Source organism: Microbispora rosea (assembly GCF_044460045.1).
GTDB lineage: Bacteria > Actinomycetota > Actinomycetes > Streptosporangiales > Streptosporangiaceae > Microbispora > Microbispora rosea.
This window is the reverse complement of sequence record NZ_JBITJO010000006.1, coordinates 406,808-421,174: the sequence shown is the minus strand read 5'-3', so window position 1 is coordinate 421,174 and position 14,367 is coordinate 406,808. Positions and strand designations below refer to the sequence as shown.

The 14,367-nt window shown below is 73.0% G+C and carries 10 protein-coding genes; 6 read left to right on the top strand and 4 right to left on the bottom strand.

The features are described 5' to 3' along the window. Nucleotides 1-62: 62 nt before the first annotated feature. Nucleotides 63-1,274, bottom strand: coding sequence for an MDR family MFS transporter (locus ACIBK1_RS26805; protein ID WP_197042624.1), 1,212 nt, complete (start codon nt 1,272-1,274; stop codon nt 63-65). Between the two features lie 74 nt (nt 1,275-1,348). Between ACIBK1_RS26805 and ACIBK1_RS26800 the strand changes: the two genes are divergently transcribed. Then, nucleotides 1,349-2,311, top strand: a complete 963-nt coding sequence (locus ACIBK1_RS26800) for an ArsR/SmtB family transcription factor (protein ID WP_030508185.1) — start codon at nt 1,349-1,351, stop codon at nt 2,309-2,311. Here the strand turns inward: ACIBK1_RS26800 and ACIBK1_RS26795 are convergent, their stop codons facing one another. Further along, the gene (locus tag ACIBK1_RS26795) at nt 2,312-4,399 is read right to left on the bottom strand and encodes a sensor histidine kinase (protein WP_396738456.1); all 2,088 of its coding nucleotides are present in this window, start codon (nt 4,397-4,399) and stop codon (nt 2,312-2,314) included. Between the two features lie 245 nt (nt 4,400-4,644). Here ACIBK1_RS26795 and glnA point away from each other — a divergent pair, with 245 nt between their 5' ends. Then, nucleotides 4,645-6,006, top strand: coding sequence for a type I glutamate--ammonia ligase (glnA, locus tag ACIBK1_RS26790; RefSeq protein WP_030508183.1), 1,362 nt, complete (start codon nt 4,645-4,647; stop codon nt 6,004-6,006). Between the two features lie 158 nt (nt 6,007-6,164). Beyond that, nucleotides 6,165-6,923, top strand: a complete 759-nt coding sequence (locus ACIBK1_RS26785) for a hypothetical protein (protein WP_030508182.1) — start codon at nt 6,165-6,167, stop codon at nt 6,921-6,923. Nucleotides 6,924-7,033: 110 nt separating this feature from the next. Here ACIBK1_RS26785 and ACIBK1_RS26780 read toward each other — a convergent pair whose 3' ends face one another. After that, nucleotides 7,034-7,891 carry an alpha/beta hydrolase gene (locus tag ACIBK1_RS26780; RefSeq protein WP_030508181.1) on the bottom strand — a complete coding sequence of 286 codons (858 nt, stop codon included), beginning with the start codon at nt 7,889-7,891 and terminating at the stop codon, nt 7,034-7,036. A gap of 69 nt (nt 7,892-7,960) precedes the next feature. On the opposite strand from ACIBK1_RS26780, the gene ACIBK1_RS26775 reads away from it, so the two are divergent. Beyond that, nucleotides 7,961-8,662, top strand: coding sequence for a type 1 glutamine amidotransferase (locus tag ACIBK1_RS26775; RefSeq protein WP_030508180.1), 702 nt, complete (start codon nt 7,961-7,963; stop codon nt 8,660-8,662). A 269-nt stretch (nt 8,663-8,931) separates the two neighbouring features. Beyond that, entirely contained in the window at nt 8,932-11,958 is a 3,027-nt protein-coding gene (locus tag ACIBK1_RS26770; RefSeq protein ID WP_396738453.1) for a bifunctional [glutamine synthetase] adenylyltransferase/[glutamine synthetase]-adenylyl-L-tyrosine phosphorylase, read from the top strand. Nucleotides 11,959-12,040: 82 nt separating this feature from the next. On the opposite strand, the gene ACIBK1_RS26765 is transcribed toward ACIBK1_RS26770, so the two are convergent. Then, nucleotides 12,041-12,853 carry an SAM-dependent methyltransferase gene (locus ACIBK1_RS26765; protein WP_030508178.1) on the bottom strand — a complete coding sequence of 271 codons (813 nt, stop codon included), beginning with the start codon at nt 12,851-12,853 and terminating at the stop codon, nt 12,041-12,043. A gap of 127 nt (nt 12,854-12,980) precedes the next feature. Here ACIBK1_RS26765 and ACIBK1_RS26760 point away from each other — a divergent pair, with 127 nt between their 5' ends. Further along, nucleotides 12,981-14,348: a hypothetical protein gene (locus tag ACIBK1_RS26760; protein WP_396738451.1), complete on the top strand. Its 1,368-nt coding sequence runs from the start codon at nt 12,981-12,983 to the stop codon at nt 14,346-14,348. Nucleotides 14,349-14,367 lie beyond the last annotated feature (19 nt).

The following is a 14,367-nucleotide window of genomic DNA, read 5'->3' as shown; positions in this document are numbered from 1 at the left end:
AACTGCATGATCACCGACGATGAACGTCCAGGTCGGGCGGCACTGCGCGACAAACTACAAGATCACGGTGATGGTGAGGGGGAGGGGCGGCGGCGGATGGCGCGGCCGATGAGGAGCTGGCCCACCGCCGCGAGCAGGCCGAGGCCGCCGAACAGGGGCCACACCAGGCCGGGGGCGTCGGCCAGCAGCCGGGTGCCCACCAGGGGCGCGAGCAGGGTTCCGGCCGACCAGGACAGGCCGTACAGGCCCGAGTAGCGCCCGCGCAGGTGGGGCGGCGCGAGCGTCGCGACGATCGCCCCCGGGATCCCGGCCGTGAGCACCTCGCCGAGCGTCCAGACCGCCACGGCCGCCGCGTGCCCGGCCGCCGACGACGCCAGTGAGGTCACCGCGAATCCGACGCCGACGAGCGCGAACCCGGACGCGAGGACCTTGGACGAATCGAACCGGGCCAGCCACGCGTTGGTGAGCGGCTGGACGACCACGATCAGCAGGCCGTTGACCGCCATCGCCATGCCGTACGCGCTCGCGGGCAGCCCCTGGCCGGTCATGGCGAGCGGCAGCGTGGTGTAGCCCTGCAGGTAGACCAGCGAGTACGCCAGGTTGCCCAGCACGAAGACCAGCATGAGCCGGTCGCGCAGCACGTCGGCGAACCGGCCGGGCAGCGCGTCCTCGCGGGCCGGGCGGGTCTCCGGGATCGCCCGCCACACGAGAAGGCCGAAGATCAGGCAGGTCACGGCGTCCACCCAGAACAGCACGGTGAAGCCCGAGTGGGCGAGCCACCCGCCCGCCACCATGGCGACGGAGAAGCCGAGGTTGATGGCCCAGAACAGCAGCCCGAACGCCCGCGGCCGGTCCTCCGGCGACACCAGGTCGGCGACGATCGCCTGCGAGGCCGGGCGGTAGGCGTCCACCACGATGCCCAGCACGAACATGCCTGCGACGAGCCCCGGCACGCTGGTGGTGTAGCCGAGCGCGACCATGGTGACGGCCGTGGCGACCATGCCGCCCGTCAGCGTGATCCGGCGCCCGAGGCGGTCGGCCAGCCACCCGGCGACCGGCTGCGACAGCAGGGACCCCACGCCGAACATCGTCATGACCAGCCCGGTGGTGGCGAGGGAGACGCCGCGCGCCTGGGTGAGGTAGATGCCGATGAACGGCTCCACCATCGTGCCGAGCCGGTTGACGAACGTTCCGCCGAACAGCACCCAGAACGGCCGGGGCAGGCCGCCGACCTTCGACTGGATGAAGCCGGTCCTGCTGATCACAGTGGTCACGGGCGTCCACTCTTGGACACCGGGGCCGCGCCATGCCAATCTTTTAGCCCTGGCTAAAACATGGGGGGTCGATCGTGGCGGTGGAGTGGCGGTTCACGCCGGACGACGTGGCGCGGCTGCGCTTCGCGTTCTCCCCGATGTGGGAGCTGGTCGCCAGCCTCCGGGTGCTGCGCGCCCCCGGCCGCCACTCGCTGCACCTGCCGTGGCTGCGGGCCGTACGGCCGCGCCTGCGCGAGGTGGACCTCACGGATCTGTTCGCGCTGGTCCCGGTGACCGGCTATGTACCCGACTTCCTCACCCCGCCGCCCGACACCCCGCTGCCGGACTTCGCCGCCGAGCTGGAGCGGGTGCGCGCCACGCCGCCCGGCACCGCGTACGAGGAGATGGTCTGGGTGCAGACGCCCGATCCCGCGGCGCTGCGGCGGTTCGCCGACGACCCCGCGGAGGGCGTGCGGCGGGTGGCCGACCAGCTGCGGGCGTACTGGTCGGTCGCGCTCGAGGAGTTCTGGCCGAGGATCAGCGCGCTGCTGGAGGGCGACGTCATGTGGCGGGCCCGCACGCTGGCGGCCGGGGGAGTGCGCGAGCTGTTCGCCGACTTGCACCCGGGCGTCGCCTGGCACGGCGACCGGCTCGTCACGGCCAAGAACTGCGCCTACGACGGCGACCTCGGCGGGGACGGCCTCGTCCTCGTGCCCAGCGCCTTCTCCTGGCCCGACGTCTGGGTGATGTACGAGCCGTACTCGCCGATGCTGTGCTACCCGGCGCGGGGCGTCGGGACGTTGTGGTCGGACGGCACGCCCTGTACGCCCGAGGCGCTGGCCGCGCTCATCGGCCGCACCCGGGCGCAGGTGCTCGCCGCGCTGGCCGAGCCCGGCTCGACCAGCGGGCTCGCCCGGCGGCTCGGCCTCACGCCGGGCGCGGTCAGCCAGCACCTCGCCGTGCTGTCCGACGCGGGCCTGGTGGCGCGGCGGCGGCTCGGCCGCGAGGTGCTCTACCGGCGGACCCCGATCGGCGAGTCGCTCGCCGCCGTCTCCTGATCAGTCCGCGGCCGGCAGTGCGGGCACGGCGGGCAGCCGGGCGGTGACCGTCGTGCCGAGGCCGGGTTCGGAGCCGACGGCGCAGGTGCCGCCCAGCTCGGCCGCCCGCTCGGCCATCGAGCTCATGCCCACGCCCGACCGGCGGCCCGGCGGCAGTCCCACGCCGTCGTCGGCCACGACGACCCGCAGCTCGCCGTTCCTGTGCAGGACCACCCGCACCCGCCGGGCCCGCGCGTGCTTGCGCGCGTTGGTCAGCGCCTCCTGCACGATCCGGTAGGCCGCCACCTCCACGGCGGCCGGCAGCCCCGACATGTCCCCGGTCACCTCGACCTCCGCGACCGACTCCGCACCCGCTGCCAGACCGGGGCGCGCCTCCTCCACCAGGGCCCGTACGGCTCCCGCCAGCCCGAGGTCGTCGAGCGCGGGGGGACGCAGGCCGTACACGAGCTGGCGGACGTCGGCGGTGACGCTGTTCATGCCCTCGCGCAGGTCCCGCAGCAGGGTGTCGGCCGTCTCCGGGGACCGTTCCAGGCTGTGGCGGGCCATGTTGATCGTCATCGCCATCGAGGCGAGCGTCTGCCCGAGCCCGTCGTGCAGGTCGCGCCGCAGCCGCCGCCGTTCCTCCTCCCGCGCCGTCAGGATGCGCTCGCGGGAGCGCTGCAGCGCGGTGGTCAGCGACACCGTGTGCGCGGCGTCGGCGACGTACGGCGCCAGCACCGCGATCACGCGCTCGTCGTGTGCGGCGGGGAAGCGGCGCCTGTCGGGCGGGCCGATGAGCAGGCGGCCGACCGGCTCGCCGTGCCAGACCAGCGGCATCTCCCGCGTCACGGGAGCGGGCCGCCCGCTCGTCGTGACGATCCCGTCGATCTCCACCGCGATGCCGGTGACCGACAGACCCTCGCGCAGCACCTCCAGGGCGGCCAGCAGGGCGTGCGCGGGGTCGGCGTGCTGCAGCCGCCGCCGCAGCCCGGCGGCGAGCGCGAGCGGGTCGCCGCGCCTGCCGTACAGCGCGCGGTCGACGAGGCGCTGCAGGCCGCCGCGGATCGGATGGAAGAACGCCCCGGCGAACAGGGCCGCGGCCAGGCCGGCGAACCGGTCGACGCCGGACAGGATCAGGCTGGAGCCCGCTCCGACGAGCACGTAGACGGCGGCGACGACGCCGGCCAGGCCCGCGCCGACGAGGGCCCTGCTGATCAGCGTGTCGATGCCGTACAGCCGGTAGCGCAGCACGGCGACCGCGATCGCGGCCGGCACCAGCGGGAGCGTGAGCGAGGCCGTCCACCAGACCGGATGGCCGACCACCCAGGGGATCACCACCCCGGCCATGGCCATCAGCGGCCACAGGATCTGGCGGCGCTCGATTCCGTCGGCCCGGCTGAAGCGGACGACGAGCGAGGAGAACGCCAGCGCCATGCCCACCGCGACGACCGTGTGCGCCACCTGCCGGGCACCCTGGTAGTACGGCGCGAAGGCCGCCACCTCCAGCGCGTTGTAGCCGGTGCGCACGCTCGACGGGGCGATCAGCGAGCACAGCCAGTCGAGGGCGAGGGCCGTGGCGGTCACGGCCCCGGGCACGCACCACCGCTTGGACAGGATGCGCCCGGTGGGGTAGAGCAGCGGCAGCAGCACCCCGAGCGCGTACGTCGTGAGGTTCCACACGCCGTCGGCGAACACCCAGAGCGGGTGGACCAGCGGATGGCCGCCGTTCTGGACGAGCAGGGTCGCCGTGTTGGCGGCGAGGATGTTGGCGGCCGAGCCCAGGCCGCCCAGGCACAACAACCAGCCGAGCAGCAGCCGGGGCCGCGAGATCACCAGCAGCGCGCCGAAGATCGGAAATGTCGTGCCGGCCACGTCCTCGGGCGCGAACGGCAGCGGCGTGTAGGGGGAGTCGGGCAGCTGGGCGGTCACCCAGATGTCGGCGAGCTCCAGGCAGATCGACACGCCCGCGATCGCCACCGCGACGGCGGGCCCGAGGACCCGCACCCTGCCCGGCCAGTCGAGCGCCCGCAGCCGCCGGAGCCGGGGTTCCGCGGAGTCGAGCAGCGGTCGTGCCACGGACGTGGGCTCCTTCGGGTCGGGCACCGGCATGCCGGGAAGGTAGTGCGCACGGGTCGACACCCGATCAACACCGGATCAACAGCAACGACGACCGGGCCGCGAGGTTTGTTCTGTGTGACGTTCGTCACCATCCGCGTCCGTGCCGCCGGGCGCCGCCGCCGTTCCCCGCCGTGGTGATCCGCAGGACCGCCGGCTCACATCCCCTCGTAACCCCTGTGAAACACTCAGCAGGCAGACTGGTAGGCGACCAGACCTGTGACTCCGTGAGGTACGCCTTGGACCGCCAGCAGGAATTCGTGCTCCGCACGCTCGAAGAGCGAGACATCCGGTTCATCCGGCTGTGGTTCACCGACGTGCTCGGTTTCCTGAAGTCGGTGGCGATCGCGCCCGCCGAGCTGGAGGGCGCCTTCGCCGAGGGCATCGGCTTCGACGGCTCGGCCATCGAAGGCTTCTCCCGGGTCTACGAGTCGGACATGCTGGCCAAGCCCGACCCGTCGACGTTCCAGATCCTGCCGTGGCGCAGCGAGTCTCCGGGCGCCGCCCGCATGTTCTGCGACATCCTGATGCCGGACGGCTCGCCGTCGCACGCCGACCCGCGCTTCGTGCTCAAGCGGACGCTGGCCAAGGCGGCCGACATGGGCTTCACGTTCTACACCCACCCCGAGGTGGAGTTCTTCCTCCTGCGCAACCGGCCGGAGAAGGGCGACAGGCCCCAGCCCATCGACGAGGGCGGCTACTTCGACCACACGCCGCACAGCGCGGGCCACGACTTCCGCCGCAACGCGATCATGATGCTGGAGTCGATGGGCATCTCGGTGGAGTTCAGCCACCACGAGGGCGCGCCGGGCCAGCAGGAGATCGACCTCCGCTACGCCGACGCGCTGACCACGGCTGACAACATCATGACGTTCCGGCTGGTCATGAAGGAGGTGGCGCTGGAGCAGGGGGTGTGGGCGTCGTTCATGCCCAAGCCGTTCACGGACTTCCCCGGGTCCGGCATGCACACCCACATGTCGCTGTTCGAAGGCGACCGCAACGCCTTCTACGAGCCCGGCGCCGACTACCAGCTGTCCAAGATCGGCCGGTCCTTCATCGGCGGCCTGCTCCGGCACGCCGCGGAGATCACCGCCGTGTGCAACCAGTGGGTCAACTCCTACAAGCGGCTGTGGGGCGGCGCCGAGGCGATCGCCGGGGCCGGCGGCGAGGCCCCCGCGTACATCTGCTGGGGGCACAACAACCGCTCCGCGCTCGTCCGCGTGCCCATGTACAAGCCGCACAAGGGCGGCTCGACCCGCATCGAGTTCCGGTCGGTCGACTCCTCCTGCAACCCCTACCTCGCCTTCGCCGTCATCCTGGCCGCCGGGCTCAAGGGCATCGAGGAGGGGTACGAGATGCCGCCGGGGGCCGAGGACGACGTGTGGGCGCTCACCAGCGCGGAGCGGCGGGCGCTCGGCATCCAGCCGCTGCCCCAGTCGCTGGACGAGGCGATCGTGGCGATGGAGCACAGCGAGCTGGTCGCCGAGACGCTGGGCGAGCACGTCTTCGACTACTTCCTGCGCAACAAGCGCGCGGAGTGGCAGGATTACCGCCGCCAGGTGACCGAGTTCGAGCTCGGCCGCTACCTGCCCGTGCTCTGACGGGGTCACCGCGTCACCACGGCGTTACAGGCTGCAAATCTTTCTGACACTCTCGTCTGTTTGGCTGGTCCCTACGCCGGAACAGTAAAATCGGCTCACTTGTTACGACTTTTGTGGGTGAGCCGTATCAAGACGTGACTCAGGGAGGGCGTGGCCATATGACGGCGGCTGCGGGGCTGCAGACCGTTCTGACGGTACCGAAGCGTTTCCGGGGACCCGAGGGCACCGCCAACGGCGGCTGGATCGCGGGGACTCTCGCCGGCACGCTGACGGGAGGCGGTCACGACTCGCCGGTGGAGGTCACCCTTCGCAGACCGGTACCGCTGGAGACCGCCCTGTCGGTCGAGCACGTCGGCAACGCCGTCGTTCTCAGCCAGGGCGACAGTCACCTCGTCGAGGCGATTCCCGTCGCCGAGACGCTGACGCCGCCGCCGTTCGTGCGGTTCACCGACGCGGCCCGTGCGGAGGCCGGCTTCCCCGGCAGGCACGGCCACGCCATCGCGGGCTGCTTCGCCTGCGGGCTGCGCGAGCCGGGCGACGGGCTGCGGATCTTCCCCGGCCCGGTCGAGAACCCGGAGGACGGCGCCGAGCTCGTGGCCGCGGGCTGGCGGGTGCCGTTCAACGTGACCGACGAGCAGGGCGTGGTCCCCGACTCGATCGTCTGGGCGGCGCTGGACTGCGCCACGGGATGGGCGCACTACCGCAGCTTCCCGGACCGGCAGCCCATCCAGCCTCCGCTGCTGGGCCGGCTGACCGGGCAGGTGTTCCGCCGGGTCTATCCGATGGGCCGATACTCGGTCGTGGCCCGGGCGGAGGGCCGTGACGGCCGCAAGCTGTTCGGCACGAGCGCGGTCTACGAGGTGGACGGCGCGCTCGTCGCCGCCGCCAAGGCCACCTGGATCCTGCCCCGCCAGTGACACGGCTCCGCCAGTGACATGGCTCCGCCAGTGACGCGGCCCGGCGGGTGACGCCGGGCCGCACCCGAGTCAGGCCGACGGCTGCCGTTCCCGCACGAAGGGATGACCGCTCACCCGGTGAGGCGGGCGGCCACGACCGCGGCGCAGCGGGGGTCGAACAGGATCGTGTAGTGGTTGCAGCCGGGCACGACCTCGTCGCGGAGGCCGGGCAGGACGGCGGCCCACTGAGCGGTGAGGTCGTCCGGGAGCATCCCGACATCCTGGTTCAGCAGCCCTCGCGGCGCGCGGAGCAGGAGTGGCGCCGGTTCGAGGGCCTTCAGCGCCGTCCCGATCGCCTCGTGCTCGGTGAGCAGCCAGCGGCCGTCCTGCCGTACGGCGTCCTCGCGGGCGCGTGAGCGGACGGCGCCGTCCGGCCCGGCGGCGTCGTAGCGGACGTACTCCTCGATCAGCGGGGACCAGTCGTGGGCGAGCGCGGGGTGGGCCCGGAAGAAGTCGAGGTAGGCGTCGACGCTCGGATAGGTCTGGGAGAGCCGGACGACGGCCGGGCCGAGCGTCGCCTCCAGCACCTCGTCGGGGTCGGCGCCGGGCGGCAGCGGCAGCGGCAGGCCGCCGTCCACGAGCACCACCCGGGCGTAGCGCCGGTGCGCGCCGTGCAGCGCCGCGACGTAGGCGCCCATCGAGTGCCCGGTGAGCACGCTCGTGTCGTCGGCGCCCACGTGCTCGGCGACCCGTTCCAGGTCCTCGGCGTGCCGGTCCAGGCCGTACGGGCCGGGCAGATCGGCGCTGTGGCCGCGCCCGCGCAGGTCCACGGCGACCAGCGACCAGCCGGGCGGCAGCGCCTCGGCCACCGCCCGCCACGCCATGAGGGAGGCGGTGATGCCGTGCGCCGCGATGATCAGGCGGGGACCGCCGCCGAACCTGGCGATCCGCAGCCGTCCGCCGGGGACGGCGACCTCATCGATGTTCATGATTCGGACTGTACGGTACGACCCTCTCCGGTATCGCCTGTCCTGATATGTGTCTTTAAGCTCTCCCCTATGGGTGAACGTCTGATCGTCATCGAGCACGAGGCCGAGGCCGGTCTGGGCTTCTTCGCCGGCCGGCTGGAGGCCGCGGGTGTCGAGGCCGAAGTCGTCCGGCCGTACAAGGGAGAGCCGGTGCCCGGCCGCGCCCACGCCGGGCTGCTGGTCCTCGGCGGCGCCGCGGCGGCCTGGGACGACGAGGGGTACGGCTGGCTGCCGGCCACCAGGGACCTGATCGCCCGCGCCGTGGACGAGGGCGTGCCGACGCTCGGCATCTGCCTCGGCGCCCAGCTCATGACCATGGCCTGCGGCGGGACCGTCGAGCGCGGCGACGCGGGCCTGGAGATCGGCCTGGGGGAGATCGAACCGCTGCCCGAGGCCGTCGCCGACCCGCTGCTGTCCGCGCTGCCGTCCGGCCCGGTCCGGGCGATCCAGTATCACTACGACGCCATGACCACCCTGCCCGAGGGCGCCGTACGGCTGGCCACTGGCGCGCGCTACGCCAACCAGGCGTACCGGCTCGGCGACCGGGCCTGGGCCGTGCAGTTCCACCCCGAGGCCACGCCGGAGATCTTCGCCTCCTGGACCGCCGGAGGAGACCTGCCGCCCGAGCGGGCCGGGGAGCTGAACGCGCAGGTCGAGGCGGCCGGCGACGAGCTGAGGCGCACCTGGGGGCCGTTCGCCGAGGCGTTCGCGGCCCAGCTCACCCGGCGCTGACATGCACCGACAAGGGCCGACATGAGTGGAGAGGCGCGCGCGGAAAACGCGTGATGGGCCGATTACGCAGAGAAACCGCTAAGGACGCGCACAACGCGGAGGGTTAGCGTGTGCGCTGAGCCCGGCGGGCGCCGGGCGGTGACATCCGAGGTCGGCTCCGCCGCAGGGGGCCGATCTCTGCGAGGAGGCTTCCGACCCATGTGTACGGTTACTGGGAAGGTTCGTCTCGGGGGGCCGACGTGATCGACGTCGGGGTGGAGGAAGGAACGGTGAACGCCGCGCCTCGGATACAGACGACGGCAGGGCGCCTCGCGGCGCTCGGATTCGCCGACGGTGCGCGGGCCGAACGGCTGCTCGACGAGCTCGGCCCCGAGGCGGTCGGCGATCTCGCGCTGCTCGACGACCTCGTCGGGGCCGCGGACCCGGATCTGGCGCTGACCACGCTGAGCCGCCTGGTCGAGCGGGACCCGAGCGTGCTCGGAACGTTCCGCGCCGACCCGGACCTGCGCCGCAGGCTGCTCGGTGTGTTCGGGCTCAGCGCGGCGCTCGGCGAGCACGTCGTGCGGCACCCGGAGTGCCTGCCGTCGATCCAGTGGACGCGATGGCCTGCGCTCGGCGACCTGCGCGAGGAGATGCTGCTCGCGGTCGGGGCGGACCCGGACACGGCCGAGCCCGTCGCCGAGCCCGCGGCCGACGGGGTCACCGCCGGGCCGGGCACACCGAGTACCTCGGGCACGCCTGGACCGGCGATGGAGGCGCTGCGCGTCGCCTACCGGAACCGCCTGCTGCACCTGGCCACGCGGGACGTGACCGGCGAGTGCACCCTGGCCGAGGTCGCCGCCGCGCTGGCCGACCTCGCCTCGGTCGCGCTGGAGGCCGCCCTCGCCATCGCCAGGGCCGAGGTGGCGGACGCGGGCGACGTACGGCTGGCCGTCATCGGCATGGGCAAGTGCGGAGCCCGCGAGCTGAACTACATCTCCGACGTCGACGTCGTCTTCGTGGCCGAGCCCAAGGAAGGCGTGGACGAGACCAAAGCGCTGCAGACCGCCACGCGCCTCGCGCAGGGCATGATGCGGGCCTGCTCGGCGAGCACCCCCGAGGGCGCGCTGTGGGAGGTGGACGCCAACCTGCGCCCGGAGGGCAAGATGGGCCCCCTCGTCCGCAGCATGGAAAGCCACCTGGCCTACTACCGCAGGTGGGCCAAGACCTGGGAGTTCCAGGCGCTGCTCAAGGCACGCCCGGTCGCGGGCGACCTGGAGTTCGGCCAGCAGTACGTCGCCGCGGTCAACGAGCTGGTGTGGCAGGCCGCGGCCCGGCCGAAGTTCGTGGAGGACGTGCAGTCCATGCGCCGCCGCGTGGAGGCGCACGTGCCCGCGGGCGAGGCCGACCGGCAGATCAAGCTCGGGCCGGGCGGGCTGCGGGACATCGAGTTCGCCGTCCAGCTCCTCCAGCTCGTGCACGGCCGCTCCGACCCGCTGCTACGCCGCAGGGCCACGCTGTCGGCCCTCGCCGCCCTCTCCAGGGGCGGCTACGTCGGGCGCGACGACGCCAAGGCGCTCGCCGAGGCCTACACCTTCCTGCGCCAGGTCGAGCACATGCTCCAGCTCCACCGGCTGCGCCGCACGCATGTGGTGCCGGCCGACACCGCCGACCTGCGGCGGCTCGGCCGGGGGCTCGGCATGACGACCGACCCGGTGGGGGAGTTCACCACCACGTGGAAGCGGCACGCGCTGGAGGTGCGGCGGCTGCACGAGAAGCTGTTCTACCGCCCGCTGCTGCAGGCCGTGGCCCGGCTGCCGGAGACCGAGGCCCGCCTGTCCACGGCCGCCGCCACCGCGCGGCTGGAGGCGCTCGGCTACGCCGACCCCGAGGGCGCGCTGCGTCACATCGCCGCGCTCACCAGCGGCGTCTCCCGCCGGGCGGCCATCCAGCGGACGCTGCTGCCGGTCATGCTCGGCTGGTTCGCCGACGCCCCCGACCCCGACGCCGGCCTGCTCGGCTTCCGTCAGGTGAGCGACAAGCTCGGCACCACGCCCTGGTATCTGCGCCTGCTGCGCGACGAGACCGCCGTGGCCGAGCGCCTCGCCCACCTGCTCGGCACCAGCAAATACGTCACCGGGCTGCTGCTGCACGCCCCCGAGGCCGTCGCGATGCTGGGCTCGCCCGCCGAGCTCGCCGTACGGCCCGCGGCGACGCTCGCCGCCGAGGCGGCCGCCGCGGTGGGCCGCCACGCGGAGGACGCCGAGACCGCCGTCGCCGCCGTGCGGGCGCTGCGCCGCAGGGAACTGCTCCGCACGGCCTGCGCCGACCTGTCGGGGCTGATCGACATCGAGGAGGTCGGCCAGGCCCTCTCGTCGCTGAACGACGTCACGATCCAGGCGGCGCTGGACACCGCGATCAACAAGGTGACGCTGGAGCGGCGGGCTCCGTTCCCGACGCGGATGGCCGTGATCGCCATGGGCCGCCTCGGCGGCCTGGAGAGCTCCTACGCCAGCGACGCCGACGTCATGTTCGTGCACGCGCCGCTGCCGGGGGCGGCCGAGCGGGACGCGACCGGCGCCGCCCACGCGGTGGCCGAGGAGACGCGCAGGCTGCTCGCGCTGCCCGCCCCCGACCCGCCGCTGCAGATCGACGCGGGGCTGCGGCCGGAGGGGCGGCAGGGGCCGCTCGTGCGCACGATCGCCTCCTACCGGGCCTACTACGACCGCTGGGCCTCGCACTGGGAGGCCCAGGCGCTGCTGCGGGCCCGGTTCTGCGCCGGCGACGCCGAGCTCGGCCGCGAGTTCGTCGCGCTCGTCGAACCGCTGCGCTACCCGGCCGGGGGGATCTCCGCCGACGCCGTACGCGAGATCCGCAAGCTCAAGGCGCGCATGGAGGCCGAGCGGCTGCCGCGCGGGGCGGACCCGGCCCTGCACACCAAGCTCGGCAGGGGCGGGCTGAGCGACGTGGAGTGGGTGGCCCAGCTCATCCAGCTGCGGCACGCGGGAGCCGTGCCCGCGCTGCGTACGACGCGTACCTTGGACGCGCTGCGCGCGGCGGCGGGGGAGGGCCTGCTCGACCCGGCCGACGAGGAGGTGCTCGCGCAGGCGTGGCTGTTCGCGTCGCGCATCCGCGACGCCCTCATGCTGGTGCGCGGGCGGGCGGCCGACAGCATCCCGACCACGGTCAAGGAGCGTGTGCTGCTGGCCCGGGCGCTCGGCTATCCCCCCGAGGGCACCGAGGACTTCGTCGAGGACTACCGGCGCGCCACCCGGCGGGCCCGGGCCGTGGTGGAGCGCGTCTTCTACGAGGACTGACTCCGGCCCTGGGCCGGGTGCTCCCGTGCGGGGCCGGTGAGGGGCCGCGTGGGGCGGGTGGCGGGGGCCGTGCGGGGGACGGTCAGAGCTTCCTGCCCACGGCCCCGTACCCGCCGTGTACGCGGTCGGCGAGGAAGGGGACCTCGTCGGGGTCCGTGCGCCACTCGCTGAGGGCCGCCATGCCGGGCTCGACGAGCTCGAAACCGTCGAAGAACCGGCTGATCTCGGCGCCGGTGCGCAGGGTGAGCGGCACGGGCCCGGTGTTGTACGCCTCGGCGAAGGCCTCCAGGCTGTCGCGGGCGAAGTCGCCGGTGACGTGGGTGACGGCGAGGTAGCTGCCGGGCACGACCGCGTCCGTGTAGCGCTTGACGATGCCGAACGGGTCGTCCTCGTCCTTGATGAACATGAGCGTGCCCACGATCACCACGGCGATCGGCCGGTCGAAGTCGAGCGTCGCCAGCGTGTCCGGATGCGTGAGGACGGCGTCCGGGTCGCGCAGATCGGCCTCGACATAGGCGGTCCTGCCCTCCGGCGTGCCACGCAGCAGCGCGCGGGCGTGGACCATCACGATCGGGTCGTTGTCGACGTAGACGACCCTGGCCGCCGGATTCACGGCCTGCGCGACCTCGTGGGTGTTGTTCTGGGTCGGAATGCCGGTGCCGATGTCGAGGAACTGGGTGATTCCCTGCTCCGCGAGGAACCGTACGGCCCGGCCGAGAAACGCCCGATTGTCCCGGACACCTTGGACGACCCCGGGGGAGGCGATCTTGACCGCTTCGGCGACCCTGCGGTCGGCCTCGAAGTTGTCCTTGCCGCCCAGCCAGTAGTCGTAGATCCGGGCGGGATGCGGCACCAAGGTGTTGAGCTTTGCGGCGGCGGGTGTTTCGTCAGCCATTACATGCTCCGGAGGACGTGGTTTTCCTGATCTTATCCGTTCGCACCTCGCTTCCGGTCGCTTGATCGAAATTCGGGATCGCGGAATGCGTTGCCCTCACTGAGGCGACGTTGTATCAACGGTACGGGTGATCTCTTTGATCTCGTATTACGCAGACCTGGCCATCGGGCTGATCCTGGCCTTCCTGCTGCTGTCGCTTCTCGTCAGCGGCGTCAACGAGGGCATCGTCAGGCTGCTCGGAATCCGCAGCAAGTTCCTGTGGGCGTACCTGCGCGACACCCTCGACGGCGCGGAGACGGCGGACGGGGCCTCCCGGCTCGACCGGATCCTGGACGCGCTCAAGAGGCTCGGCCGCACGCCGCCGACGCAGGCGGTGTCGCCGGAGGAGGGCCGCTCGCGCCTGCCCGCCAGCCTCGTGGGGGTGTTCGCGCGGCTGCCGTTCGGCCGGGACCCGCGGCCCGCGTTCAGCCAGCAGCCGCCCCCGGTGGAGAGCCCGCCGCTCGCCGCCGCCGCGGGCTCCGTCGCCGCCGAGCAGATGACCGCCGAGCAGATGACGGCCGCACAAACGACGGCCGGGCAGACCGGGCAGGCGACGGCGGCCGGAGAGACCGTGGACCCCGCGCACCCCGCAGGGCAGGCCGACCCCGAGGAGACCGCCGTCCTCACGGTGGAACCGGCGGCTGACGGCGCGGCTGACGGCACGGCGGTCGGTGCGGCGGCCGGCGTGCTGCCGCCGGAGCAGGGCATGTCGATGGCCGAGTTGCTCCACGAACGGCTGCAGGAGATCGACCACGCCAAGCGCGGAAGGACGAGCATCGCCGACATCCCGCCCGCGCGCTTCGCCGTCGCCGTGATGGAGATCGCCACCGAGCACGGCGGCGTGGAGGCCCTGATGCGGGACCTCGACGCGTTGAAGAGCCCCTTCTCGCGCCCGCTCAAGGCCGTGTGGGACAGGGCGAGCCACGACCTGGAGGCGTTCCGGCACGGCGTCGAGGACTGGTTCGACGGTGAGATGGAGCGGCTCAGCCTGCTCTACCGCCGCTACGTCCGCTGGGTCATCGTCGCGCTCGGCCTCGTCGTGACGCTGTCGTTCAGCATGGACTCCCTGGAGTACGGCAAGACCCTGCTGCGCGACAACGCCTACCGCAGCGCGGTGACGGCCTTCGGCGAGGCGGGCCCCCAGGCGCTGGAACCGCTGCGTGAGCAGTGCGAGCCGGGCCAGGACCCCTACGCGTGCGTCACCGACGTGCTGAGCACCCCGGCGTTCGTGAAGATCTTCACGCACGCCCCGGTGAGCGTCACGATGGACGCGGCCGACGGCCCGGCGTGGGGCTGGCACGGCGGGGACTGGTGGCAGCGCCTCACGTCGCCGGCCCACTGGCCGGGGTTCCTCATCACGCTGATCGCCCTGCTGTTCGGCGCGCCGTTCTGGTGGGACATCCTGCGCCGGGTGAGCGGCCTGCGCACCCGGAGCCCCGGCTCCACCTCCTCCTGACCGGCCGCGCCGCGGTCCG

What these genes read in the sequence shown, in the direction of transcription:
- ACIBK1_RS26785 (WP_030508182.1), top strand. Translation starts at nt 6,165, where the DNA reads ATGACGGCGGCTGCGGGGCTGCAGACCGTTCTGACGGTACCGAAGCGT.
- ACIBK1_RS26775 (WP_030508180.1), top strand. Translation starts at nt 7,961, where the DNA reads ATGGGTGAACGTCTGATCGTCATCGAGCACGAGGCCGAGGCCGGTCTG.
- ACIBK1_RS26795 (WP_396738456.1), bottom strand. Translation starts at nt 4,399, where the DNA reads ATGCCGGTGCCCGACCCGAAGGAGCCCACGTCCGTGGCACGACCGCTG.
- ACIBK1_RS26780 (WP_030508181.1), bottom strand. Translation starts at nt 7,891, where the DNA reads ATGAACATCGATGAGGTCGCCGTCCCCGGCGGACGGCTGCGGATCGCC.
- ACIBK1_RS26765 (WP_030508178.1), bottom strand. Translation starts at nt 12,853, where the DNA reads ATGGCTGACGAAACACCCGCCGCCGCAAAGCTCAACACCTTGGTGCCG.